We start from the raw sequence: 24,083 nt of genomic DNA on the forward strand, positions 1-24,083 counted from the left end.
ATGTTAGTGACAATGATGATAGCCGAAATTCCGACAGGAATAATGTGCCACAATGTTGGTTTAATAACCCTCAAACGTTTCTATTAGCGGTACCAGCAACTTAGTTAGCCATTGGATTTTTTCCGACTGTCGCCGTGATGCTTTGGTGATAATCGCAACCGTGAGATCGATGTCGTAATCGGTTTGCTGGTTCTTATCAGGCGCATAACGAAGTGTATAGCAGGTATCCATTAATTGTGTGGTAAGAATATGATTGTCAGTAAAAATTTTGGTTTCTATTGAAGGGTCGATCATCTCATAGCGATTATCATATTCATTGACACCCGAAATTATATATTTTACGTACTCACCATCTGTATTGCCTTCGAAATGTCCCCGACCTTTAAACAAAGGTTTTTGGTGTAATGTCTGGGGTTTGTTGTTTAAGATATGTATGCCGATATCGACAACTTCCTCTTGGATCATGGTTTCACTCAGCGGGCTCCATTGGCGAATATCGATAACGGCATCAGTTTCCTTTCGGATTGCGTCAATAATATCTTTGCCAATAGTGATTAGGTATGGCTCGATAATATGCAGGGTGATTTTGTCGAGTAATTTAGGATCAAATTCTTCAGGCTCTAAGGCAATATTGACTTGGTCTAATGCTGAGCGAAGTCTTGGCTCAATAGAAACCGCATAACTGGTGGGCGTCAGCCCTTCGGCGGTACGGACAAAAAGCGGATCATCGAGATCTTCGCGAAGTTGGGCTAATACTTTTGAAACGTAGGATTGTGACCGGCCAAGTTTTCGGGCGGCTCGGGTCGTAGAGTGGGTTTGCATTAATGCAAGAAAAACATGGAGCGCATTTAAATCATTCATAAATCAATAATTTCTGTTATTCCATAACATGATTATCTATTAATCTTAGGTGAAATGAAAGCAGATTGATGTGGTATCTTATTGGAATAACGGTAATTCTAAAGATAATTGTGATCTGGTTATAATGGCTTCGTCAGTTAAGGAAAGGTGGCTAATAAGGTTTTCCAGAAGCTTTATTCTTTTTGAAGACGGACAATAATAACCAATATGCTAGGGATTAGCCTTTATGTTTCCGATGTAAGGGCATTTTTTTATTTATGTTTTATCGAAGAACAGAATTAGAAAAAAATATACAGCAGCATAATGGGAACTACCTCTTTCAGGTCATTATCTCTGTTGTCGTTATATCGATGGTGTTGTCACAAATGACAGACTTTTGGTTAGATGAAAGCTTAATCATTGATAAAGAGATAGAAAGGGTACATGTAAAGCTACTGTTTCTCTATGGATTCCCTGTTCTTGGTCTAGGGCTATTGCTATCAGGGTTTTTTTCAGGGCAATCAGTTGTGTATCAGAAAATAAGTATTTTGGTGATGATGAGTATAGTTGCAACTATTCATACATTATCAATCTCTATGTTCTCAGATATCTCTATTATCAGTTTGATGATGATTACCTTAGTTGCCAAACTATTGGTTTTTCCTCCTACGTTCTCTTTATTGGTTTATACAATCTATATATTGCAAGCAAACATGATGGTTGAGATTTTTCACTCTGGTATGGTGCTGTATGCAGATTATTATTTCTCTTTAGGTGCCATGTATGTTTGGTTGAATTACATATCAATCAATAACTACCGTTGCTATGTTCGCGATTATTACCACGAGCAAAAGAAAAAATCCTGGATGGCAAAGACTGTTATTCGTAACCGAGAAGTCGCCGCTAAAAATATTATCCTCAATGGTTACTCATATATTGATGAAGTGACCGGCCTGCATAACCGGCGCTATTTGCAAGAACACATGGCGTCGCTGAATCAAGGAACTAAGCAGCAACCGCTTGGTGTACTACTCATCGACATTGATCACTTCAAGCAAGTGAATGATGTCTATGGTCATGCAAAAGGCGATGAGTATTTAAAGCAAGTCTCGCAAACTCTGCGAAATGTGTTTAAGCGCAAGAGTGATGTCATTGCTAGGTACGGCGGCGAGGAAATTGTCGTTATGCTGACTGGGATCAGCAAAGCAGATCTGGAAGAGAGAGCGAGGCAAGCGTGTGAGGCTGTGAGGGCGCAGGCCTTAAAACACCCGCTACGAGACTTTGTGAGTGTCAGTATCGGTGGTATCCATGCTAGAGCAGGTTTTCACCCAGCCGAGCAATACCTTGATGAAGCCGATGCGTGTATGTACCAAGTGAAATCCAGTGGACGCAATGGATATTTGGTGGAGTCCAGTTAGAAATAAAAAAACGCGACCAATAATGGTCGCGTTTTTTTATGTATGGCAATGTTTCTTAGCTAAATATCAGTAATGCCAAGGGAACTTGCTGAAATCTTGGTCGCGTTTTTCTAGGAACGCATCACGGCCTTCTTGGGCTTCGTCAGTTCCGTAGGCAAGGCGGGTTGCTTCACCTGCGAATAGCTGCTGGCCAACTAGACCATCGTCAGGTAGGTTGAAGCCGTACTTCAACATACGCATCGCTGTTGGCGACTTGCTGTTGATCTCTTTCGCCCAGCGCAGAGCTTCTTCTTCCAATTCGAAGTGATCAACCACCTTGTTTACCATACCCATCTCAAAGGCTTCTTGTGCGCTGTAGTTAAAACCGCAGAAGAAAATTTCACGGGCACGCTTCTGGCCGATCATCTTAGCAAGGTAGGCTGAGCCGTATCCGGAGTCGAATGAAGCGACATCTGGGTCAGTTTGCTTGAAAATCGCGTGTTCTTTTGAGGCCAGCGTTAGGTCACAAACAACATGAAGGCTATGACCACCACCAACAGCCCAACCTGGAACAACCGCAATCACCACTTTAGGCATAAAGCGGATCAGACGCTGCACCTCAAGAATGTGCAGGCGACCCATACGGGCTACGTCAGCCTTGCCGGCTTCTTCACCTTCGTACTTGTAACCGTCTTTGCCGCGAATACGCTGGTCGCCACCTGAAGAGAATGACCATTGGCCTTTTTCTGATGGACCGTTGCCCGTGATGAAGACACAGCCAACATCTGACCACTGGCGTGCGTGATCTAGTGCAGTGTATAGCTCATCGACAGTTTTTGGGCGGAAGGCGTTAAGACAGTCTGGACGGTTGAATGCGACACGTACCGTGCCTTGGTCTTTGGCGCGGTGGTAAGTGATATCTTCAAAGTCGAACCCTGGAACTTCTTCCCAAAGCTCAGGATTAAAAATCTCTTTGCGGCTCATGATGACGATTGCCTGATTTATACAAAAGGTGATGTAAGGCTAGGGAGTTACAGCTAAATGTCAATGGTTTATGAAAGAATGTGACTAGAAGGCGAATGTTTTAGGGGAGGTGGGATATTTATCCGTCAATATAGTGTGGTTTTTTAGGTGTATTAGCCACCAGCGACTAAGAGATAGCTGGTGGCTAATTTATATATGCTTGGTGATTGTTGTACTTAAGCTAGGTGGGGATCACAGCTTAACGAGCATTTTACCCTTGTTTTTACCTTCAAACAGACCGATGAACGCCTCTGCTGCTTGGTCGATACCTTGGTATACGGTCTCTTCGTATTTCACTTTGCCTTCTGCAATCCATTGACCCATTTGTTGTGCGTACTCACTGTAATGAGCCCAGTGGTCGAAAACAATGAAGCCCTGCATCTTAAGTTTCTTGATGATCAACATGGCCATGTTGCTTGGGCCAGGTTGCGGCTCAGTCGCATTGTACTGCGAAATTAACCCGCACACTGCAATACGACCGTAGTCATTCATGTTGTTCAATGCCGCTTCCAAGTGCTCGCCACCGACATTTTCGAAGTAGACATCAATACCTTGAGGAGCGGCGTCAGCAAGTGCTTGGCTTAGGTTGTCCGCTTCTTTGTAGTTGATTGTGGCATCGACACCCAAAGAGAGAAGATATTGGGCTTTTTCTTCTGAGCCGACTGAGCCAATAACCGTGCAGCCATGCATTTTGGCAATCTGGCAGGCAATACTGCCCACAGCGCCAGAAGCGGCCGAGATAAAGACGGTATCCGTTGGTTTAAGCTCGGCAATTCGGAAAAGGCCGGTCCATGCCGTCATACCCGGCATACCCATGATCCCTAAGAAAGTTTGCTCTGGAAGTGGAGTATTAGGCAATAAGGTTAACCCATTTCCATCACTGACAAAGTGGCTACGCCAACCCAACATGCTGCTGACTTTGCTGCCGGCAGGGAAGTCGGGGTTATTCGATTGGACAACTTCACCGATAGCACCGCCTTCTAACACTTCGCCAATTTGAAAAGGTGGAATGTAACTCTTGCGATCGATCATGCGGCCCCGCATGTAAGGGTCGACCGATATCCAGGTGTTTTGAACCAATATCTCTCCCTCTTTTAATTCGGGTAGGGCAACGGAGACAAGTTCGAAGTTATCTGCAGATGGCGTACCTTCTGGGCGGGATGCAAGGTGGACTTGTTGGCTGTTCATTCTCAATCCTTATCAGCTTTGTGAGATGCTGTTTATCGTTGAATAGGGTTTATCCCAAAATACTTAATGCAATAAATGTTAGCGCACAAACTATTTGCCTATTAACATAATGATTGATTTCGACACTTGCAATAGGTTTGCGAGAAAATAATTTGTGCGCAATGTATTTTGTTCCTCGTTCAATCTGTTATCATCGCAACAGAATTGAATAAGACAGATGAATAAACCCGGATCTTAGTATGGCCCAGAAGCTTTCTGACAATGTGTGTTTTGCCTTGTATACCGCGTCGAATGCGCTGGTAAGGGCCTATCGTCCTTTGCTTGATGAGTTTGACCTAACCTATCCGCAATATATTGTGATGCAGTCGCTGTGGTACAACGATGGTGTCAGCTTAAAGGAAGTCTCCAACAGCACCCAGCTTGACTCGGGCACTTTGACGCCAATCGTTAAGCGCTTGGAAGCGAAAGCACTGTTGACTCGAAAAGTCTCTGCTGAAGATGAGAGAAAGAAAGTGATTTCCCTGACTGAGAAAGGGTTACTTTTGCGCGATAAGGCAAAAGATTTGAAGGCACAGCTGGAGGCAAAATCGAGTATGCAACGAGAAGATGTTGAGATGCTTAGGAAACTTTGCCTTGAGCTAGCTGATAAGTTGGCTTAGAAACTTAAATTTTATGTCTGTACTAAAACGTCATTTATAGCCTGAATATTAATCAGGCTAGTTATAGTCAAGGCAAAAGGTTGTTTAATGATGTTTAAAGGCTCTTTAACGCTTTGATCAGAAAGCTTAGCTACAGGTGAAAGAGTGATTTTTAAGTGTACCGGTTAAGGCAACAGTTACACTATTTTTTTCACAGCATGCATACTGATATTTACCAATTAACTTACCTTCAGTTCCGTTTTCAGACCGATATACTGCCACAGTATAGTCATATGATTGGAAGTAAGGTTTATAGTGAACGGTTTGGCCTTTCGCAGCGGTTGATGTCCAATATGACCGCTTAATCAAGTCATGCTGCATTTCTACGTAAACACTTGGTTCATCAGATAGCTCATTGACGAAGTTAATATAATGATCCTGACTCATGATAGCTCCTTAATATTAATAATAGTGATGTTCTTTGTCACAATCTAAATATATGTCTGAGTAGAAAAATTAAATATTACAGATTATTACGACGACCAAATTGAGACCGAATAACAAAAAGATTTTATCTAACTGTTAACGGGAGTACCTTTCCGGTGACATGTTAAGGAAAACTTGCCACAATAACGGCTATGTTGTAGATGCCAAACCGCTGTTATGTCTATCTCTCTACCTATTGATTCGCTCAAAGCTGACTTCCTTGAATGCCTTACTCACTCTCATCTCGTCGTGTCTGCCGAAACAGGCTCGGGTAAATCTACCCGCTTACCAGTATGGTCAGCAGAAAATGGACGAGTATTGGTGGTTGAACCAAGACGAGTAGCCTGTCGTTCTCTGGCTGAGTTTGTTGCCAGTGAAAAGAACGAAAAAGTCGGTGAATCGGTCGGATATGCCATTCGTTTTGACAATACATTCTCTGACGACACCCAGGTTGTTTTCGTTACTCCGGGTGTAGCATTACGCTGGTTGAGTGAAGATGGGCTTGCCGGTTTTACCACCATCATTATCGATGAATTCCACGAGCGACGTTGGGATACAGACTTGTTGTTGGCAATGCTTAAGCAAAAGGATAGCCATCGGCTTGTAGTGACATCGGCAACGCTGGATAGTGAAAGATTGGCCGCTTATCTGCAGGGTGAATGCCTCAATGCCAAAGGGCGTAACTTCCAGGTGGCTGTTGAACACATTGCTTCAGACAGCCGCAATATGCCTGATGTTCGCCACATCGAGAGTAAAGTCAAAGAAGCAGTACTTACCCGATATGAAGCGCACCAAGATATTTTGGTTTTCTTGCCGGGCCGCAAAGAAATTGCTCAGTGCCTTTCAACTCTTAAGCAGACTTTCAGAGAGCAAGTTGAACTCGGCTTGCTCGACATTATCCCTTTGCATGCATCCGTAAGTGATGATGAGCGCCACCGCGCCCTGACGGAAAGTGACAAACAACGGATTATTCTGGCAACCAATGTTGCTGAAACGTCATTAACAATACCCGGCGTGACGCTCATTGTTGATACCGGTTTGGAGCGCAGAACGCATCAACGCAATGGTCGAACGGTACTCGGCTTGCACGCTATTTCTAAAGCCAGTGCTGAGCAGCGTAAAGGGCGGGCAGGGCGAGTAACTGATGGATTATGTGTCCGGTTATTTGGCAAGGCTGCGCCGCTGGAGTTGATCACACCTCCTGAGATGCACCGAGAAGAGTTGGTTGAGCCTATGTTGGCGGCTGCTTGCTGTGGTTATCCGTTAGATAGCCTGGATTTTGTCGATACTGTTCCAGAAAAGTCTTTGCTGATCGCCAAGGACAAACTCCTGCAAATGCAAGCAATTGATGATGAAGGAAAGGCGACCGACCATGGTCAAATTTTATATCCGTTACCGATAGATACCTTGTTTGCACACCTGATCACCGCAATGCCAGATAAAGCCAGCCGTGAGGCGATGGTGGATCTGGCTGCATCGCTCAGTGTTTATCAGCGCATTTGGCAAATGCCATCTGGTGAGGAAGCGCCGGAGAAGCTGGCACAATGGGAGACAAAACATTGTGACGCGATGGCACTGATAAAGCTATTGCGCGGCAGTGAACCTGAATGGCTAACCTTCGATAAAGAGGTGTTGGCTGAAGCGAGGATGCTTTCAGAGCAAATGCGTGAAGCCTTGGAGCTCCCAGCCTTGGAAGTGGCTTCGTCGGTAAAAAGGGATGAATGGCTATTGGCGGTGATGAAAGCGGCTCCTGAACTGACTTTTGTCCGTCGGCAAAAGCGTCGGCAAGCTTTAGGCAATGGTTACAGTGAGGTGAGTACTGGCCGTGACAGCCGATTCCCAGAGAGTGCAGAAGCCGCGGTAGTGTTTGATCAGTTTGCTCTTCCGGGTAAAGGGGTGAAGCAGAACTTGGTGTTGGCGACCTGCATGGCACCTGTCACCTTTGCATTAATGAACCAGCTCGGCATGGGAGAAGAAGTGTATGGCGAAACCCAAGTGTCCGATCAGGGTTGTTTGGTTGAAAAGCAAAGCGTTTACGCAGGGAGAGTGATCCACTCTGATTGGGTCGCTCCGCAGGGCGCTTCAGCCCAAGATACATTTATCGATATGATCCTTGATGGCTCAATTTTGCCGGGGCTAAGCGAGAAAGTCACAGCAGATATCCACCAGTGGAACTTGTATTTAGCCTTGGGCAACTACCAGTCAGATGTCTGCTCGCGAGCTGCCGAGCCAGTGGATGTACGTGAGTGGTTAGGTGAGCAAATCGAAGCGCTTGGGGTGGAATCCACAGAAGATTTTGATTTATTCACCAATGATGACATTATTTTTGACGGGATCCCGGAATGGGAGCGGGCAGATTTTGACCAAGCTTATCCCTACAAGGTATCCCTGACTGACCTGACTATGCGGATCGAATATCACATACCACGAAAATTGGTGTTGGCTATCCATGAGAGCGGCAACCGTAAAGCGGATCCAAAGCGATGGGAGTTACCCCGCTGGCAAGGCTGGAAGGTACAGTACCGTAAAGCCAGCCGTACCATCGATGTACGCTAGAGAAGTGCGCTAGAGATGCGCACTAGTAGCAAATCTAATGCTTTCCTATTTCCTCCATCAAGGCTCAATATAAATGTCACACTGGCGTGTAATTAATGGTGGAGGAAAGCCATTGTTAGTATCGGAAAACGTTATCCAGTACGCTTAGTTGATATCAGTGACGAGTATCTAGAAGGTGTGATGGGGCAAGTTTATGATGCGGTGGAAACCGCTCCTATGTCAGCAAAAGATATTTCAAAACAAGCTAACTCATTAAAATATTCCGGTTGTTTTGAAGGGGTACATGCTTTAATTCAGGAACAACGAATTGCTTAGAGCTGTTCAATATTTTTGGCTTTTCAATGAGTAAAATGCACCTAAGCGGCCTGCTAAAATCGGACCGCTTGGGGTTATCCCGCTTCGATTAGCGATTCTCCTTCAGTTTATCGGTCAAGTTCTGCACCGCTAATTTCGCCCTGATAAACTCGGAGTGGTCGAGATAGATAAGCTCGGCCACTTGGCGGATCACGGCTTCTTCCATTGGGTCTAATACACCATCGGCATAGGCGACTTGCCACATGGCTTCAATCAGCTCGTAGCGCTGTTCGGGCTCTAATGAACGTAGTTTGCTGGTGAAGTCATACAGCGAAACCGATGACTTGCTCTGAAGGAGTGCTTTTTCCAGTAGCGCTTCAGCGTTTTCTTCACTGATATCGAGCAGGTAAACTAGTTGGTGGCGCTTGGCTTGGATCTCCCTTGGGTCATCGCTGTGATCGGCGTTTGAGACCTCGCAGAGCAAGCATGCCATGGAGAGGTGGAGTGTCGGGGTATCAACAGCACCGCCATCTGTCCCTTCATTCATCACTTGGCGGAAAATTGTACGCAATTGTTTGAACATGCTGAGCCTCAGGTTTCATTTCTATTAAGTATAAGACTCTTCCTAGTGGCATGGAGTTCCTTACATATGTCTCAATTGGATGTTTAGTCAGCAGTTATTCAATAATAATGGGTGTGAAGGTAGATGAGAGAGTTGATAAGCAGGAAGAAGTAGCTTGGAATTATGATCCAAGCCACTTATATCAAGAGTATTGGCGATTAGAAACGGGCGTTAATGATCGGGAATACTGGGATATCTTTGCTGATGAAAGTACCCGATTTGTCGTAGTTGATTAGGCCAATCTGAATACCTTTTTCAATGCGGTCAGTGGCGTTGATGAAACCAAGCTGTAGGCCGTTTAGGCTGCCTGCGTAGTTAAGCGCACCGAACTGAAGGCCAGTGAATTGGCTGCCAGTGTAGTTGGCAAAACCAAAGTCAGCACCAGTTGCAGTGTTGTCGTTCCAGTTCGCTAGGCCAAACTTAACACCAGTAGAGTCGCCTGTTACACGGTTTGCACCGAATAGGATACCGAAGCTCAAGCCTTTGAAAGTTTGAGATTCAGCTAGACCAAGCATAGGTAGCTGGAAACCAGTAACAGATGGAGTCTGTCCGTATAGAAGAGAAGCGCGGAAACCGTGAACATTGCCGTCTGGTAGGTTGTTGCCTGGTACTGAAAGCTGTACAGGTTGGTTAGCAAAAGCAGGTGATGCCATCACAGCTGCCAGCGCAAGGCTAACTAGTGTTTTTTTCATTATTTTTACTCTATGTATGAAGTTGCGACAAAATAATACCTGAAGACATATTTGTGCTGCAAATTATGTCATACCAATCGCTAGTAAATTGGGCTGCAATTCTCGTATGCCGCAAAACCACAGAGTTGTGGTAGAATTCGTTCAATTTTGTGAAATACCCAGCTGAAATATCAGGAATTCCATTGACTCAGTCGAATACTCCTCAGGCTAACGTTTTAAACAACGAAAAAACACTCAAAGCTGCGATTAAAGATTGCATGATGCGCGATCAGTTTCGTTTGCACAAACGCGTGCAAGGTGCGGCAAGAATCAAGAAAGAGCAGGCTAGACATGCTGTGTTTGACGAGATCGCACTAGATATCGCCAAATCTATGCAGACTGTGCAGATGCGTGCTACCCAGCGACCGACTATCTCTTACCCAGAGCAGTTGCCGGTCAGTCAGAAAAAAGACGAAATCGCAGAGGCAATCAAGAACAACCAGGTTGTCATTGTCGCCGGTGAAACGGGCTCGGGTAAAACCACCCAGTTACCTAAGATTTGCTTGGAGCTAGGGCTCGGCACCAAAGGTATGATTGGTCATACCCAGCCACGTCGATTGGCAGCTCGTTCCGTGGCAAGTCGTATTGCCGAAGAGCTCGAGTGCGAGCTTGGCTCTTATGTTGGTTATAAGGTTCGATTCAACGATAAAGTGTCGGATCGCAGCCAAATCAAGTTGATGACCGATGGTATCTTGCTGGCCGAGATCCAAAACGATCGCTTTTTGAACCAATATGACACCATCATTATCGATGAGGCTCACGAACGTAGCCTTAACATCGATTTCATCATGGGTTACTTGCGTGAATTGCTGCCTAAGCGCCCAGATCTTAAAGTTATTATTACCTCGGCAACTATCGACCCTGAGCGTTTCTCTAAGCACTTCTTCAATGCACCAATCATTGAAGTTTCAGGCCGTACTTACCCAGTAGAAGTACGCTACCGCCCTGTGTCTGAAGACAGTGAAGATAGCGATCGCGATCAGCTTCAGGCGATTTTCGATGCGGTAGACGAACTGTGTGATGAAGGCTTGGGCGATATCCTGATCTTTATGAACGGTGAGCGGGAAATCCGTGATACCGCCGATGCATTAGAAAAACGCAACCTGCGGGATACCGAAATTCTGCCATTGTACGCCCGCTTGTCAGCCGGTGAGCAAAACCGCGTTTTCCAGACCCATGCAGGTCGCCGTATCGTGCTGTCGACCAATGTTGCTGAAACCTCGTTGACGGTTCCAGGTATTCGATATGTTATCGACCCGGGTACAGCCCGTATCAGTCGCTATAGTTACCGTACCAAAGTACAGCGCCTGCCGATTGAGCGTGTATCTCAGGCGAGTGCCAACCAGCGTAAAGGTCGATGTGGTCGTGTTGCTGAAGGTATCTGTATTCGTCTGTATTCAGAAGAGGACTTCCTGTCACGCCCTGAGTTTACTGACCCAGAAATCCTTCGTACCAACCTTGCATCTGTTATCTTGCAGATGACGGCGATTGGTCTTGGTGATATCCAAGCCTTCCCGTTTGTCGAGGCGCCGGATAACCGTAATATCCAAGATGGTATCCGCCTGTTGGAAGAGCTGGGTGCGATCAATACCAAAGCGAAAGATCCGCGTAAGCGACTATCTACCATTGGTCGCCAGTTGGCTCGCCTGCCGATTGACCCGCGTTTGGCACGTATGGTGTTGGAAGCGCCTAAAAACGGTTCATTGCGTGAAGTGATGATCATCGCTTGTGCCTTGTCGATTCAAGATCCGCGTGAGCGTCCTTCTGATAAACAACAAGCTTCCGATGAGAAGCACCGACGTTTCTATGACAAAGAATCGGACTTCGTGACTTTTGTTAACCTGTGGGATTACATCCAAGAGCAGCAAAAAGCGTTGTCAGGCAACCAGTTCCGCCGTCAGTGTAAGAAAGATTACCTGAACTACCTGCGTGTCCGTGAGTGGCAGGATATCTACTATCAGGTCAGCCAGGTTGTCAAAGAGCTTGAGTTCCGCATCAATGAGCAGGAAGCCAGCTACCAAGGTATTCATACTGCGATTTTGGCCGGTATGCTGTCGCATATTGGCCTTAAAGATCAGGAGAAGAACGAGTATCAAGGCGCGCGAAATGCACGCTTTAACATCTTCCCGGGCTCAGGCATTTTCAAGAAACAGCCTAAGTGGGTCATGGTTGCCGAGCTGGTAGAAACATCACGCTTGTGGGGTCGTATTGCGGCCAAGATCCAACCAGAGTGGGTAGAGCCTTTGGCTGAGCACCTGCTTAAGCGAAGCTACAGTGAGCCTCACTGGGAGAAGAAACAAGCTGCGGTTGCTGCTTTCGAGAAAGTGACGATTTATGGCATCCCAGTTGTTGCCAAGCGTAAAGTGAACTACGGCAAGATTGATCCTGTTATTTCTCGTGAGCTGTTCATCCGTTCGGCATTGGTAGAAGGGGATTGGGACACCAAGCACAAGTTCTATCAACAGAACCGTAAGCTATTACGTGAAGTTGAAGAGCTGGAGCATAAGTCACGCCGCCGCGACATCCTGATTGATGACGATGAGCTGTTCAATTTCTACGACCAGCGTATCGATCACACTGTAGTATCAGGCCGTCACTTTGATACATGGTGGAAGAAAGCCTCACGTGAGAATGCTGAATTGCTTAACTTTGAGCGTGAAATGCTGTTCAAGGGGGATGCAAGCCATGTTACCGATTTGGATTACCCGAACTTCTGGCATCAGGGCAACCTGAAGCTTAAGCTGAGCTACCAATTTGAGCCGGGCGAAGACAGTGACGGTGTAACGGTTCATGTTCCGCTACCTATCTTGAACCAAGTTGAACCTGATGGCTTTGATTGGCAGATCCCAGGTCTACGCCAAGAGTTGGTGGTAGCACTGATCAAGTCTCTGCCAAAACCAGTTCGTCGTAACTTCGTTCCTGCACCAAACTACGCGGATGCATTTTTGTCACGGGCAGAAGCGATGGCAATGCCACTGCTAGATTCGTTGGAAAAAGAGCTCAAGCGTATTTCGGGTGTCACCGTGTTGCGTGAAGACTGGAATTTGGATCAGGTACCTGATCATTTGAAGATCACTTACCGTGTGGTTGATCACCGTAACCGCAAGCTACGTGAGAGCAAGGACCTGTACAGCCTCAAAGATGGCCTGAAAGAGAAGGTTCAAGAAACCCTGTCTAAAGTTGCCGATGATGATATCGAGCAGGAAGGCCTGAAAACGTGGAGCTTTGGTCAGCTGCCAGAGCGTTATCAGCAAAAACGCGGTGGGTTTGAAGTGAAAGCTTACCCTGCGATTGTTGATAACAAAGACTCTGTTGGCATCAAGCTGTTTGAAACCGAAGAAGAGCAGCGCACCGCAATGCAGCAAGGTCAACGTCGCTTGGTATTGCTCAACGTGCCTTCTCCGATCAAATACCTGCATGCTAATTTGCCGAATAAGTCGAAGCTAGGTCTGTACTTTAACCCTTATGGCCGGGTGATGGACTTGATTGACGACTGTATCGCCTGTGGTGTCGATAAGCTTATCGAAGAGAAGGGCGGTTTGGTATGGCAGCCGGAAGCTTTTGAAGCACTTAAAGAGCATGTCCGCGCCGAGCTTGGTGATACTGTGGTAGACATTGCCAAGCAGGTTGAAGAGATCCTGACCACGGCATTCAATATCAACAAGAAGCTGAAAGGCCGTGTAGATCTGACCATGGCTTTTGCCCTGTCTGACATCAAGGCACAGATCGAAGGGTTGATTTTCAAGGGCTTTGCGACGGAATGTGGCTGGAAGAAACTGCCAGATATTCTTCGTTACATGCGTGCTATAGAGCGCCGTATGGAGAAACTGCCAATTGACCCGAATAAAGACCGCATGCATATCATGAAGATTGATTCAGTGGTTTCTGATTATAAAGAATTGCTGAACAAGATCCCTAAAGGTCAGCCTGTCCCTGAGAAGGTGAAAGAGATCCGCTGGATGATTGAAGAGCTGCGAGTCAGTTACTTTGCCCAGCAGTTGGGTACGCCTTATCCGGTATCGGATAAACGTGTTCGCAATGCGATTAACGATTGTTAATGTATTCTCTTTAATTATACCTTTGAAAATGGCAACCCAAGTTGGGTTGCCATTTTTATATCTTTTAAAAGAGAACGAAGAAATAACCGTAGCAATTATCCTCTATATATCATGATGTTAATAATTATCATTGCTTAGTTAACCTGATTTACTTCAAGTATTCTGAAAGCGAATAATCGCAACTCTTGGTGATCTCAATACCACTTTATGGTTAGGTATTTGGATGCTGATAAATCTATTGATATTAATCAAGACTCACAATGTGTGGCCCGCCGTAATCTGGATATAAACCCGGATTAGTTAGATACAACAATTAATACAATTAAGGCGGTGGCAATGGATAGTCATAAATTTAATGCCTTCATGAAGGGGTTGTCTCGTAGGCAATTTCTTGGGCATTCAGCCAAGGCTGGGGGAATGGCAGCAATTGCTGCGAGTGTCCCACTTCCTTTCTCTAAATCAGCACAAGCGCAAACACCGGTTAACGACACAGATGAAAAAATCTCATACAGTGCATGCTTGGTGAACTGTGGCAGTCGTTGTCCTTTGAAAGTACTCACTAAAGACGGTGTAGTAACTCAAATTTCCACCGAGAGCGGTATTGATGACGAGGTTTGGGGCCAGCACCAAATCCGTCCTTGTCTGCGTGGCCGTTCGGTAAAATGGAAAACCTATAGCCCGGATCGTTTGAAGTATCCGATGAAGCGGGTGGGCAAACGTGGCGAAGGGAAATTCCAGCGTATTAGTTGGGATGAAGCGACCACCATTATTGCTGACAAGCTCAAGTACACCATCGAAGAATACGGTAACGAAGCTATCTATTACCAATATGGTTCCGGCTCTACAGGCGCTAATTTACTCGGCCGAAATGCCAATAAGCGCTTTTTAAATACCATCGGCGGATTTTTAGAGCAGCACGGTACCTATTCAACTGCGCAAATTTCTACTGTTGAGCCGTTTGTATACGGTAATGGTCAAGGTAGCCTGATTTCTAATATCGCGCATTCAGATTTAGTGGTCATGTTCTGCCAAAACTTGGCTGAAACACGAATGTCGGGTGGCGGCCAGATAGCCGAAGCCTTCGAAGCTTTAAAACGAAGCAATGCCAAAGTCATCATTATTGATCCCCGTATGTCAGATAGCAGTATTGCGTTCGATGCCGAATGGATACCGATCAAGCCAGGTACCGATGCGGCTTTAGTGGCAGCTCTTGGTCATACCTTGATTGTTGAAGGCTTAGCAGACGATGATTTTATCAACCGTTACACCGTTGGTTGGGATGCAAGTACCCTACCAGACTCAGCACCTCAAAATGCCTCTTACAAAGATTACATTCTTGGCAAGGGCTCTGATGGTATTGAAAAAACGCCTGAATGGGCGAGCCAAATTTGCGGCATTTCACCGGTAAGGATCAAGCAACTGGCAAGAGAAATGTCGGGTGCTAAAGCCGCTTGGATTTCTCAAGGGTGGGGCTTGCAACGTACCGCCAACGGTGAGCAGTCTGCACGGGCAATCATGATGCTGCCAGTGATGACCAAGCAATTCGGTAAGCTGGGTACCAACACCGGTAACTGGGGCAGCAGTGTTAAATATGTTGTTCCTGGTTTTGCTACGGCAAACCCTGTTAAGACTTCTATTCCTTGTTTTCTATGGACTGATGCCATTACCCGCGGGACAGAAATGACCGCTGAAAACAGCTATATCCGCAACAAAGATAGGCTGGAAACAAACATTAAGTTCCTGTGGCACTTTGCTAGTAATGTCACCATGAACCAGCACTCGGATCTCAATAAAACCCATGACATCTTACAAGATGAATCAATGTGTGAATTTATCATGGTATGGGATCACCATATGACCCCATCGGCGCGTTATGCCGATATCTTGTTGCCCGATGTCACGACGCTGGAAACCAGTGACCTGATTGATAACTCCTACGCGACTGGGGCATACCATTATGTCACTCGTCTGCAGCCTGCAATTGAGCCGTTATGGGAAAACCGCCCGACGTATGATGTTTTGGCTGAAATCGCCAAGAAAATGGGGACCTATGACGCCTTTACCGAAGGTCGGTCTTATGAGGAATGGATTGCCCATTGTTACCACAACCTGCGCAAGAGTAACCCGCACCTACCTGAGTTTGCCAAAACCGATGGCATGGGAGTAATCGATCGCAAACTGGCCAAGGCAGAAGACCATATAGCGCTTAAAGCCTTCAGGGATGATCCTCAAGCCAACCCGCTAAAAACCCCATCAGGCAAAATTGAAATGTACTCTGAGCGCCTGGCAAACATTGCCGATACGTGGGAGTTGCCAGAGGGCGATAAGATCACCGCTGTTGCTGAGTATTGTGAGAGTTTCGAAGGCTTAGGTGAACCTGAGCGCATGAAGCAGTTCCCACTGCAGATGATTGGCTTCCATACCAAAGGCAGAACCCATTCTACCTACCATAATGTGCCGCAACTTCGCGAAGCGGTTCGGGATGAAGTGTGGATGAACCCAGTCGATGCCGAGTCACGGGGCTTGATTCAGGGCGATCGTGTGCTGGTGTTTAATGATCGCGGTGAAATCCATATGCCTGTGAAAGTCACCGCAAGGATCATTCCGGGGGTTGTCGCCGTTCCGCAAGGGGCTTGGTATCAACCGAATAAGAAAGGAATCGATGTCGGAGGGTGTATCAATACACTGACGACTCAGCGGCCTTCTCCTTTGGCAAAAGGTAATCCGCAGCATTCTAACTTAGTGGAAATCCGAAAGGCTTAGGGGGTGAGTAATGGCGCAATATGGATTCTATATTAATTCCGCAAAATGTACCGGGTGCAAGACGTGCTCGGTCAGTTGCAAAGACAAGAAAGACTTGGATGTTGGCCCTAAACTACGCCGTGTTTACGAGTATGGTGGCGGCACTTGGGTGCAAAAAGATGGTTTGTGGCAGCAGGATGTGTACAGCTATTACGTCTCGATAGCCTGCAATCATTGTGATGAGCCAGCCTGTGCCAAGGGTTGTCCAACGGGCGCAATGGCTAAGCGTGAGCAAGATGGGTTGGTGGTTGTCGATCAAGACCAGTGTGTCGGTTGTAGGTACTGTGAAATGCGATGCCCATACGGTGCGCCACAGTTCGATGCTGAAAAGAAAGTCATGAGCAAATGTGATGGTTGTTTCGATCTGCTTGATCAGGGCAAATCACCAGTCTGTGTTGAGGCGTGCCCGCAACGGGCAATAGAGTTTGGGCCAATAGCTGAGCTGAGGGAAAAATACGGTCAGCTTAATGAAATCGCCCCTCTACCTAATGCGAGTTTGACCAAACCGAATTTGGTGATTCACCCGCATTCGAAATCAAGGCCAAGTGGCGACAAAGCAGGTTCTATTCAAAATAGGGCGGAGGTGTAGTTATGCAAGAATTACCGTTGGTGTTTTTCACCGTATTGGCTCAAGCGGCCGCTGGCGCTTATTTGATTTTGCTCTTGAGTCAGCCTCTCAATGGTATGGATGAACGCAAATTGTCTATTGGTATACTGGTGTCCATGGCTTTGCTGTCAGTAGGGATGCTCGTTGGTATGTTCCACCTTGGTATGCCAATACGTGCATTGAACCTACTAGCTGGTATTGGCCGCTCACCAATGAGCAATGAAATCCTATTGGGAGGGGCTTTTAATGGCTTTGGGATATTGGTCGGTTTGGCCGGGTTCTATGGCAAAGGAACCGCGGCACAAAGAAAAGCATTGCGTTGGGTAACCGCGGTCTTTGCCATTGCCTTCGTCGCCACCATTCCGAAGGTTTACCAATTGAGCACGGTGGCTGCATGGAATACACCGCACACCACCATTCAGATGCTCGCGTCAGTCTTTATTACTGGCGGTGCGTTGGCCGCTGTTTTAGGGGCGTTCCGACATGGTGCCGCGGTATCAATTGCTGCGGTGTTTGTTACTCTGGCTCTGCGTTTTGATTATATTACTTTTGTCACGGGGGTAGAGCCGACGTTGGCTGCTCAACAGAGTTCTCTATGGGTCACACAGGCCATTGCGCTGTTAATTGGTGGTGCGCTGGCCTTCTTTGCCCTCATGAAACAAAAATCGGCCCCACCGATACTGCTGTCGGTTTGTGGTTTGCTGGTAGTTGGTGAGCTGGTCGGTCGCGTGAGCTTTTATAATCTTTGGTCGATCACTATGTAGCTATCAAGATGGATAGCTTTGGAAGCCCAGTGATATAACCGAAGTGAAGTAATTAATTAGCCGGTCAGCCTAAAGACCGGCTTTTTTATGCCTAAATTGCAGTGCATGTTGTTAAGGCTGTGAGTCGTCGACTAATGTTAACGATATCCAAAAGTTGGACTATCAAGGTGTAGAGGTCGGTTATACAGGTGATCTGGCGTTAATGACAAAGGAGCGCAATATGAATGAAAAAGATAAAGGTAAGCTTCACGGGATCTATAAGTATTATGAGAACAACCCGGATTCAGCCGATGAAAAAGTTTTCGGCCGCGTGAGCTACCCGGACCGGCGCGGCTTTTTGAAGGGGGCAGGGTTGGCTACCATGGCCGCGGTACTCGGCGGTGCGATTCCCTTCCACCGGAATATGCCTGCAGGGATCATTCCGGCAGCGTTTGCCGAAGGCTTGGACGATGTCGTGATTGAAGGCAAGGATGGCCTGACAGTGCTCAACGACAGGCCGATGAATGCCGAAACGCCACCTCACCTTTTGAACGACGATATCACGCCGACTCAACGACACTTCATTCGCAACAACGGAATTCCTCCGACAGGTGTGGATCCGGAAACCTGGCAGTTGACCATCGACGGGATGGTGGATAAACCGCTGACATTGTCCATTGCCGATCTCAAGAAAAACTTCGAGGTTGTTGAGCAGCAACTGGTTGTGGAGTGTGGGGGCAATGGCCGTGCTTTCTTTGAACCCAAAGCAACAGGAAACCAATGGACTTACGGTGCGGTTGCTTGCTCAAACTGGACCGGAGTCAGACTTGCTGATGTCCTCAAGGCCGCCGGTATTAAGGAGGGCGCGGTTTATACCGCTCACTACGGTGCCGACAAACACCTGTCTGGTAAGGAGGACAAACTGCCCATTTCGCGTGGAGTGCCGATACAAAAGGCAATGGGCAGTGAAAATCTTATCGCCTTTGCCCAAAACGGCGAGGCGTTGCACCCAATGAACGGTGCACCGCTACGGTTGGTTGTACCCGGCTGGCCCGGCTCATGCTCACAGAAGTGGTTGACCCGAATTCAGATTAGGGATCAGGTTCATGACGGGCCAAAAATGACCGGTACGTCATACCGCGTTCCCAATAGGCCAGTTGCTCCCGGAGAGGACGTGGCCAAGGAAGATTTCGATATCATAGAAAGAATGCCGGTGAAGTCGCTGATCACATCCCCGCAAACCAATACCGTAGTGAGTGGTAGCGAAGTACAGGTGCGCGGTCATGCATGGTCTGGTGATCGCAAAGTGGATAAAGTGCAGATATCCATCGATTTTGGTGCCACCTGGCTGGATGCTGATCTCGCTGCCGCGGCCAACAAGGGAGCCTGGCAGACCTTTACTGCCAAGGTGAACTTTCCTCTGCCGGGTTACTATGAGATCTGGGCCAAGGCGACGGATGATCAAGGGATCAGCCAGCCATTCGCCATTGCGTGGAACCCGAAGGGTTACCTCAACAACACCTATCATCGCGTCGCGCTAGTTGTGAAAGGGTAAGCGTATAGAAGGGATGCATAATGCTGCGGATTGCTTTGATCGTATTTGAAACTCTGTACCTGTTCAGCGCAGCCGCATCAGCGAGTGAAGATTTGGTTGCGGCCGGTGAGCAGCAAGCAAGGGTATGCAAGGCGTGCCACCAATTTGAGCCTGATGGCGCCGTGGTCGTTGGCCCACCTCTGTGGGGATTGGCTGAGCGGAATATCGCCAGTTTCGAGGGGTACAATTACAGTGTCGGCATCAAGCAGCATCAGGGGAAATGGACGGCGGAAAAGCTCGATGCCTTTTTGGCGTCACCCGCGAAATTTGCCCCAGGCACCAACATGGTCTATCCCGGGGTGAGTGACCCTGCTGCACGTGCAGCCATTATTGCTTGGTTAGCGACAAAGAACACTGTGCCTGCAGACTGGGTGGTGGCTAGTACTACAGGAGAGGTGAAGCCGGCCGGGACAGGTGGGCTATTGCCGGGCGAAAATGCAGAATTGGTCGCGGCAGTTTGTTCAGCCTGCCATTCTTTGCATTTGGTTACGCAACAGGGACTGAGTAGGAAAAGGTGGAGCGAGACCCTAGAATGGATGGTCGAAGAGCAGGGTATGGATGAGCTTAGCCCTGAGGAGCACGAAGCCATAATCACCTATTTATCGACCTATTACGGACAAAAAAGCCGATAAACACTGTTTATCGGCTTTTTGCCTTAGGCGGGGCGATTATCGCTCCCAGTATGCTTCTTCCAAGCAGTCTTCACGCTCTGGCAGTCCTCGTGATAGGCGAGGGGCATGTTGGGTCAATACTTCGTAGCTTACACGGTTTGAGTATTGGCAGATCTGCGAGAATGAGGAGTAGCTTAGGAAATCACCGACGTGTTTACCTGAGTTAGGTACATTCGCTTTGTGGAAACGATTTGCAGACATATCATGCAACAGAGCAGATAGCGCGGCATCTCCAGCACCGTTGGTGTTTTTGATTTCAACTGGGCCACCAAGGTATGGCGCAATGTGTGAGTAAACACGGATTGGGTTGTCACACGATGTCTTTCTCATTGGACGGCTGAATTCATACTTGTTGAAATCAGCAATACGGCCTGGTAGAAGAGGTAAGGTTGATTCGCGTTTCAGCTCATCATCGGTATAACCTGCCATGTAAAGGCCTACAGGGCCTGCAGTACATAGTACCAGGTCAACCCACTCAAGGGCTTTGTCAGCGGCAATAAGCGGATCTTTTTCACCCGTTAGAGCTTCTGCTTCTTCTTCGTTCATCGCAACACACGTTACGTGCTCTTTGAGGAAATCGATCCACCAATCTTGCATGCCTTCAATGACATACTTGGTACCAAGAGTCAGAACAACAGGTACATTGTGCTTTTTAGCGTGTTCGATAGCCTTCAGAGCGGAATCTTTCATCGGATCACCCGGTTTTCCGCGAACCAAGTACGAAGACAGAACAAGTGCAGATGCATTTTCAAACGCAGCTTCAGGTACGAACTCAGGCTTAAGCTGATTCATTTCCCCTTCATTGATCGCAAAAGTGCGTTCACCGTCTTCGGTGATAAGGGTGTAGCAGCGACCAATAGGGCCTTCAACAGGTTGCAAGAAATCTAGATCCATGCGGCTAGAAGTATTACATAGGTAGCGGTAAGCGTAAGAACCGATTTTTAGATCTTGGCTCATCACGCCAAGAAGAATTGACTTGTCATCCGCAAGAACAGAGTAGTTGTGCAGGGTGTTACCAATGGTATCACCTGGGTACTCGTGGCTGATAAGGTTGCGTTCTTTCAGCTCTTGGTAAAGCAATTCTGCTTTATCTTCAGCAAGTACCAATGAATGGCCTTTGCTTAGGTTGTGACGTGCCAAAAATTCATCATCGATACGCGCTTCGATATCTACGATAGTTTGGCCGACACCCACAAGGTGAGTACGAGATAGCGGATTTTCTTGCTGGATTTGAGCTACTAATGGATCGCGGGCATTAACTGGGAAGTAATGCTTTGATTTACGCTGACCAGGGAATTTCATGTTTGAAGGCTATCGGTTAAAGGGAATTTTGTTTCATTGTATCATAAAAATGAGATTTATATCCCACTTCATGACGTTAAGGTGACATTTTGTGATTGGTTGCTGGTTTTTTGTTCTGATTAAAATGGCTGGTAGTCCTGATGGGTATAACTGCTTATTTTACAAACAAAAAAACAGCCACAAGATGGGCTGTTTTTGATAAGTCGGAAGGTAACTATACCTTAAAGTTCATATCATGCTCAATAGCTAGGCATTTGTGCTAATGGTGACATTGCACTACGAAAGCAATTTGGGCTGAAAAGCTTTTTCGCCAGCGACAGGGCGATTCACTGAAATTGAGCGACCTTTCTTCATGCCCTTCTCATAATCATCCGTTAACGCATTCATGGCTTCTTGAAGCTGTTTCTTGAAAGTTTCACGATCAAGGTTTTTGAATTCCTTGTCGATGAAATTGCTCATGCGCTGGTCATGATCATCGTCGGTATTAAGTTCTGGTAGTTTTTCCAGAGCCCCTTCAAGCCAGCCAGCAAGGAAAGACGATACGCGGCGGGTCACTTCTGCATTGCTGGTGCCAGTGCCCTGGAAGCTGTTTCTGAACTGGCCAGTCTGCTGATTCATTTCACGGTACATGACGTCGAAAGCGAAGGCTGCGAAGATGGCTCGTTCTGCTACACCAATAAATTCCGCCTGCTTGAGGCCTTTATGGTTGGTAAGAACGCACTCAACACCGAAGCGGCGGTTGATACCACGAATGATCTTCAAGATCTGCTGACTGATGTCGGCCGGAAGCAAGGTCTGAGTCTTAGTCTTGCCCATCTGGATAAACTCGATGTCATCTTGCTCAAGACCATATTTCAGCATCAGACGATGCGCCATCTTGATCGCTTGCGCGGCTTCATTGACGTTGGCGGAGTTACCCAGCTCTAGGCATTTTGCAATTTTTTTGAGCGCCTTTCGCTTCTGTTCAGACATTCGATTGCACCATGATGGAAAAGGGCACATATTTTAACGTGTTCGCATAGCCAGCACAATTCTCTTAAGCGGATACTTTATGCAGTTTTTATCTTGAATTTATGCGGTCCTAGCGGTTGCTATGTATTCTCTGTATATCAGCAATTTGCAAGTACTTCGTCTTGAGTCTTGATTACGAGGTGCGCATAATAGGTTTAAGTCACTTCACAGTTTTTCTTTTGGGTATTTTTGCTATGACAGCGACCTACCAATCCGTTGATGTTCCTTTTGAATATCGCCATACCTGCTGGTTCTGTGGTGAGCCTTACTTTGAGTCGTTCGCCTTCCTACCTTCACCTAACTATGATCACCAGAAGCTACCGGTGTTGCTGCCTAGCTGCCAGGAATGTTATGGCATTTGCAAAGGCGTCAAAGCGAGTGACCTGGAGCTGCTTCGTGACAAAGTAAAAGAGCAACTCCACCGAAAGTACCAGAAGCATCTTCAGATTGGGGTCAACTGGACCAAGGAAGAGCTGGAACAGTCTGAGTTTGAAGGCAAGGCATTGGAAGGCTTTCGCGAGAGCGCTTGGAAAATGTTTGAAATTGCCAAAGCACGAGTTAACTATCAAGGTTGGCCCTTAACTGTCGATGGTTTACCGGTCGCTGCTTTGAGTACTAGTTTTCATGTTCAGTTTGATGGGATTACTTACACGAGTTTGAGTCATGCCGTGGAGCAGTTGGCAAAGTCTTACAACATTCCTCAGGAATACCTTGAGGAAGTGGTTGAGGTAGTGGGGCGTGATCGTCTGCCTTATGCCATTCGTTTTGCCAAAACGACCTATGGTTACTCTCTGGCAGAGCGCACGGCTAGCATTGATAGTTTAAAGGCCCTGTTAGCGGAAGAAGCTGCATTGGCTTTGCCTGAAACGAGCAAAGCAAAGGGGGTTGATGTTAACCTCGGTGATATCGTTGAGCTTATTCTGCACCGTACCATGATCCCGCCCCATGCGACTCAGTGGGTATTGAAGCAGGGGATTAAATCCTTGAATCAGCTTGCCGAGCAAGAAGATGCCTTTTTTGAACATTTCGGGGCTGATTCTGAACTAACGGCGTTTACTTATTTTACCGCTATGCAGATTTATCTTGAGCACCGTGAGCTTGACCCTGAGTGGGCTGAGCAACAGGATCCGAACCGACAGTGGTTCGATAAGCTATAAGCTAAACAAGCTTTTTCTATTTCTAATACCGCAATGGAGCTGCAGTCATTGTAAGCAGTAGAATAAAACTGAGAGGCAGATGCGCTTGATGCTATTGAAACAAACAGCATCATGAAGATGACAAATTTGGCAATCATCTTTTGCAAGCGCCTAAAGACCCTTTATTGGGTAGACAAGCACAATATATTCATCATTTTTTGGACTGAACTATCTTAAGAGCAAGACAATGCACTGTTTGGACAAAAAATGACAAGTCTATGAATGACCATTTGTTTTTAATGAAAACGGGTTAGCCCCTTATGTGACGTGGCTTTGAAAGCCTTTAAGCCTTACTTTTCTCTGACAAAACCGATTTAAGGATCA

General features: G+C 46.8%; 19 protein-coding genes. 11 read left to right on the forward strand and 8 right to left on the reverse strand.

Translation table 11 applies throughout. The features are described from left to right. Nucleotides 1-60: 60 nt before the first annotated feature. A complete protein-coding gene (locus tag R2X38_RS06795) occupies nucleotides 61-861 on the reverse strand; it encodes a LysR family transcriptional regulator (protein ID WP_317521417.1) in 801 nt (266 codons plus the stop codon). Nucleotides 862-1,118: 257 nt separating this feature from the next. On the opposite strand from R2X38_RS06795, the gene R2X38_RS06800 reads away from it, so the two are divergent. Beyond that, nucleotides 1,119-2,258: a GGDEF domain-containing protein gene (locus tag R2X38_RS06800; RefSeq protein WP_317521418.1), complete on the forward strand. Its 1,140-nt coding sequence runs from the start codon at nucleotides 1,119-1,121 to the stop codon at nucleotides 2,256-2,258. Nucleotides 2,259-2,324: 66 nt separating this feature from the next. On the opposite strand, the gene R2X38_RS06805 is transcribed toward R2X38_RS06800, so the two are convergent. After that, nucleotides 2,325-3,221, reverse strand: a complete 897-nt coding sequence (locus tag R2X38_RS06805) for a 1,4-dihydroxy-2-naphthoyl-CoA synthase (protein WP_317521419.1) — start codon at nucleotides 3,219-3,221, stop codon at nucleotides 2,325-2,327. 231 nt (nucleotides 3,222-3,452) lie between these two features. Next, nucleotides 3,453-4,448, reverse strand: a complete 996-nt coding sequence (locus tag R2X38_RS06810; protein ID WP_317521420.1) for an NADP-dependent oxidoreductase — start codon at nucleotides 4,446-4,448, stop codon at nucleotides 3,453-3,455. 239 nt (nucleotides 4,449-4,687) lie between these two features. Between R2X38_RS06810 and R2X38_RS06815 the strand changes: the two genes are divergently transcribed. Then, on the forward strand, nucleotides 4,688-5,107 hold the full coding sequence (locus R2X38_RS06815) for a MarR family winged helix-turn-helix transcriptional regulator (protein WP_317521422.1): 420 nt from the start codon (nucleotides 4,688-4,690) through the stop codon (nucleotides 5,105-5,107). A 126-nt stretch (nucleotides 5,108-5,233) separates the two neighbouring features. Here R2X38_RS06815 and R2X38_RS06820 read toward each other — a convergent pair whose 3' ends face one another. Then, nucleotides 5,234-5,533, reverse strand: coding sequence for a hypothetical protein (locus R2X38_RS06820; protein WP_317521423.1), 300 nt, complete (start codon nucleotides 5,531-5,533; stop codon nucleotides 5,234-5,236). Nucleotides 5,534-5,749: 216 nt separating this feature from the next. On the opposite strand from R2X38_RS06820, the gene R2X38_RS06825 reads away from it, so the two are divergent. Continuing rightward, on the forward strand, nucleotides 5,750-8,128 hold the full coding sequence (locus tag R2X38_RS06825; protein ID WP_317521424.1) for a helicase-related protein: 2,379 nt from the start codon (nucleotides 5,750-5,752) through the stop codon (nucleotides 8,126-8,128). A 180-nt stretch (nucleotides 8,129-8,308) separates the two neighbouring features. Beyond that, a complete protein-coding gene (locus R2X38_RS06830; RefSeq protein ID WP_317521426.1) occupies nucleotides 8,309-8,443 on the forward strand; it encodes a hypothetical protein in 135 nt (44 codons plus the stop codon). An 88-nt stretch (nucleotides 8,444-8,531) separates the two neighbouring features. On the opposite strand, the gene R2X38_RS06835 is transcribed toward R2X38_RS06830, so the two are convergent. After that, nucleotides 8,532-9,005, reverse strand: coding sequence for a TerB family tellurite resistance protein (locus R2X38_RS06835; protein ID WP_317521428.1), 474 nt, complete (start codon nucleotides 9,003-9,005; stop codon nucleotides 8,532-8,534). A gap of 197 nt (nucleotides 9,006-9,202) precedes the next feature. Continuing rightward, complete coding sequence (locus R2X38_RS06840; RefSeq protein ID WP_317521430.1) at nucleotides 9,203-9,736, reverse strand: LA_2272 family surface repeat-containing protein; 534 nt, start codon at nucleotides 9,734-9,736, stop codon at nucleotides 9,203-9,205. Nucleotides 9,737-9,918: 182 nt separating this feature from the next. Between R2X38_RS06840 and hrpA the strand changes: the two genes are divergently transcribed. The 6 genes from hrpA to R2X38_RS06870 all read left to right on the forward strand — a co-directional run bounded on the left by hrpA (nucleotide 9,919) and on the right by R2X38_RS06870 (nucleotide 20,211). Further along, nucleotides 9,919-13,833 carry an ATP-dependent RNA helicase HrpA gene (gene hrpA, locus R2X38_RS06845; protein ID WP_317521432.1) on the forward strand — a complete coding sequence of 1,305 codons (3,915 nt, stop codon included), beginning with the start codon at nucleotides 9,919-9,921 and terminating at the stop codon, nucleotides 13,831-13,833. Between the two features lie 336 nt (nucleotides 13,834-14,169). Further along, the gene (locus R2X38_RS06850; protein WP_317521434.1) at nucleotides 14,170-16,596 is read left to right on the forward strand and encodes a DMSO/selenate family reductase complex A subunit; all 2,427 of its coding nucleotides are present in this window, start codon (nucleotides 14,170-14,172) and stop codon (nucleotides 16,594-16,596) included. A gap of 10 nt (nucleotides 16,597-16,606) precedes the next feature. Further along, nucleotides 16,607-17,224 carry a DMSO/selenate family reductase complex B subunit gene (locus R2X38_RS06855; RefSeq protein WP_317521435.1) on the forward strand — a complete coding sequence of 206 codons (618 nt, stop codon included), beginning with the start codon at nucleotides 16,607-16,609 and terminating at the stop codon, nucleotides 17,222-17,224. Nucleotides 17,225-17,226: 2 nt separating this feature from the next. Further along, nucleotides 17,227-18,006, forward strand: a complete 780-nt coding sequence (locus R2X38_RS06860) for a dimethyl sulfoxide reductase anchor subunit family protein (RefSeq protein WP_317521436.1) — start codon at nucleotides 17,227-17,229, stop codon at nucleotides 18,004-18,006. Nucleotides 18,007-18,226: 220 nt separating this feature from the next. Further along, complete coding sequence (locus R2X38_RS06865; protein WP_317521437.1) at nucleotides 18,227-19,540, forward strand: molybdopterin-dependent oxidoreductase; 1,314 nt, start codon at nucleotides 18,227-18,229, stop codon at nucleotides 19,538-19,540. Between the two features lie 20 nt (nucleotides 19,541-19,560). Next, complete coding sequence (locus tag R2X38_RS06870; protein WP_317521438.1) at nucleotides 19,561-20,211, forward strand: c-type cytochrome; 651 nt, start codon at nucleotides 19,561-19,563, stop codon at nucleotides 20,209-20,211. 36 nt (nucleotides 20,212-20,247) lie between these two features. Here R2X38_RS06870 and R2X38_RS06875 read toward each other — a convergent pair whose 3' ends face one another. After that, nucleotides 20,248-21,552: an inosine/guanosine kinase gene (locus R2X38_RS06875; protein WP_317521439.1), complete on the reverse strand. Its 1,305-nt coding sequence runs from the start codon at nucleotides 21,550-21,552 to the stop codon at nucleotides 20,248-20,250. A gap of 276 nt (nucleotides 21,553-21,828) precedes the next feature. Further along, nucleotides 21,829-22,524, reverse strand: coding sequence for a DUF2786 domain-containing protein (locus tag R2X38_RS06880; protein WP_317521441.1), 696 nt, complete (start codon nucleotides 22,522-22,524; stop codon nucleotides 21,829-21,831). Nucleotides 22,525-22,757: 233 nt separating this feature from the next. On the opposite strand from R2X38_RS06880, the gene R2X38_RS06885 reads away from it, so the two are divergent. Beyond that, nucleotides 22,758-23,720, forward strand: coding sequence for a hypothetical protein (locus R2X38_RS06885; protein ID WP_317521442.1), 963 nt, complete (start codon nucleotides 22,758-22,760; stop codon nucleotides 23,718-23,720). The last annotated feature ends 363 nt before the right edge of the window (nucleotides 23,721-24,083 follow it).

Source organism: Photobacterium rosenbergii, assembly GCF_033022775.1.
In the GTDB taxonomy this organism is placed as follows: Bacteria; Pseudomonadota; Gammaproteobacteria; order Enterobacterales; family Vibrionaceae; genus Photobacterium; species Photobacterium rosenbergii_A.

Excerpts from the sequence above, each read along its gene's own strand:
- R2X38_RS06835 (WP_317521428.1), bottom strand. The coding sequence starts at position 9,005 with ATGTTCAAACAATTGCGTACAATTTTCCGCCAAGTGATGAATGAAGGG.
- R2X38_RS06820 (WP_317521423.1), bottom strand. The coding sequence starts at position 5,533 with ATGAGTCAGGATCATTATATTAACTTCGTCAATGAGCTATCTGATGAA.
- R2X38_RS06830 (WP_317521426.1), top strand. The coding sequence starts at position 8,309 with ATGGGGCAAGTTTATGATGCGGTGGAAACCGCTCCTATGTCAGCAAAA.
- R2X38_RS06795 (WP_317521417.1), bottom strand. The coding sequence starts at position 861 with ATGAATGATTTAAATGCGCTCCATGTTTTTCTTGCATTAATGCAAACC.
- R2X38_RS06840 (WP_317521430.1), bottom strand. The coding sequence starts at position 9,736 with ATGAAAAAAACACTAGTTAGCCTTGCGCTGGCAGCTGTGATGGCATCA.
- R2X38_RS06855 (WP_317521435.1), top strand. The coding sequence starts at position 16,607 with ATGGCGCAATATGGATTCTATATTAATTCCGCAAAATGTACCGGGTGC.
- R2X38_RS06875 (WP_317521439.1), bottom strand. The coding sequence starts at position 21,552 with ATGAAATTCCCTGGTCAGCGTAAATCAAAGCATTACTTCCCAGTTAAT.
- R2X38_RS06825 (WP_317521424.1), top strand. The coding sequence starts at position 5,750 with ATGTCTATCTCTCTACCTATTGATTCGCTCAAAGCTGACTTCCTTGAA.
- R2X38_RS06870 (WP_317521438.1), top strand. The coding sequence starts at position 19,561 with ATGCTGCGGATTGCTTTGATCGTATTTGAAACTCTGTACCTGTTCAGC.
- R2X38_RS06850 (WP_317521434.1), top strand. The coding sequence starts at position 14,170 with ATGGATAGTCATAAATTTAATGCCTTCATGAAGGGGTTGTCTCGTAGG.
- R2X38_RS06885 (WP_317521442.1), top strand. The coding sequence starts at position 22,758 with ATGACAGCGACCTACCAATCCGTTGATGTTCCTTTTGAATATCGCCAT.
- R2X38_RS06880 (WP_317521441.1), bottom strand. The coding sequence starts at position 22,524 with ATGTCTGAACAGAAGCGAAAGGCGCTCAAAAAAATTGCAAAATGCCTA.
- R2X38_RS06800 (WP_317521418.1), top strand. The coding sequence starts at position 1,119 with ATGTTTTATCGAAGAACAGAATTAGAAAAAAATATACAGCAGCATAAT.
- R2X38_RS06805 (WP_317521419.1), bottom strand. The coding sequence starts at position 3,221 with ATGAGCCGCAAAGAGATTTTTAATCCTGAGCTTTGGGAAGAAGTTCCA.
- R2X38_RS06865 (WP_317521437.1), top strand. The coding sequence starts at position 18,227 with ATGAATGAAAAAGATAAAGGTAAGCTTCACGGGATCTATAAGTATTAT.
- R2X38_RS06860 (WP_317521436.1), top strand. The coding sequence starts at position 17,227 with ATGCAAGAATTACCGTTGGTGTTTTTCACCGTATTGGCTCAAGCGGCC.
- R2X38_RS06810 (WP_317521420.1), bottom strand. The coding sequence starts at position 4,448 with ATGAACAGCCAACAAGTCCACCTTGCATCCCGCCCAGAAGGTACGCCA.
- R2X38_RS06815 (WP_317521422.1), top strand. The coding sequence starts at position 4,688 with ATGGCCCAGAAGCTTTCTGACAATGTGTGTTTTGCCTTGTATACCGCG.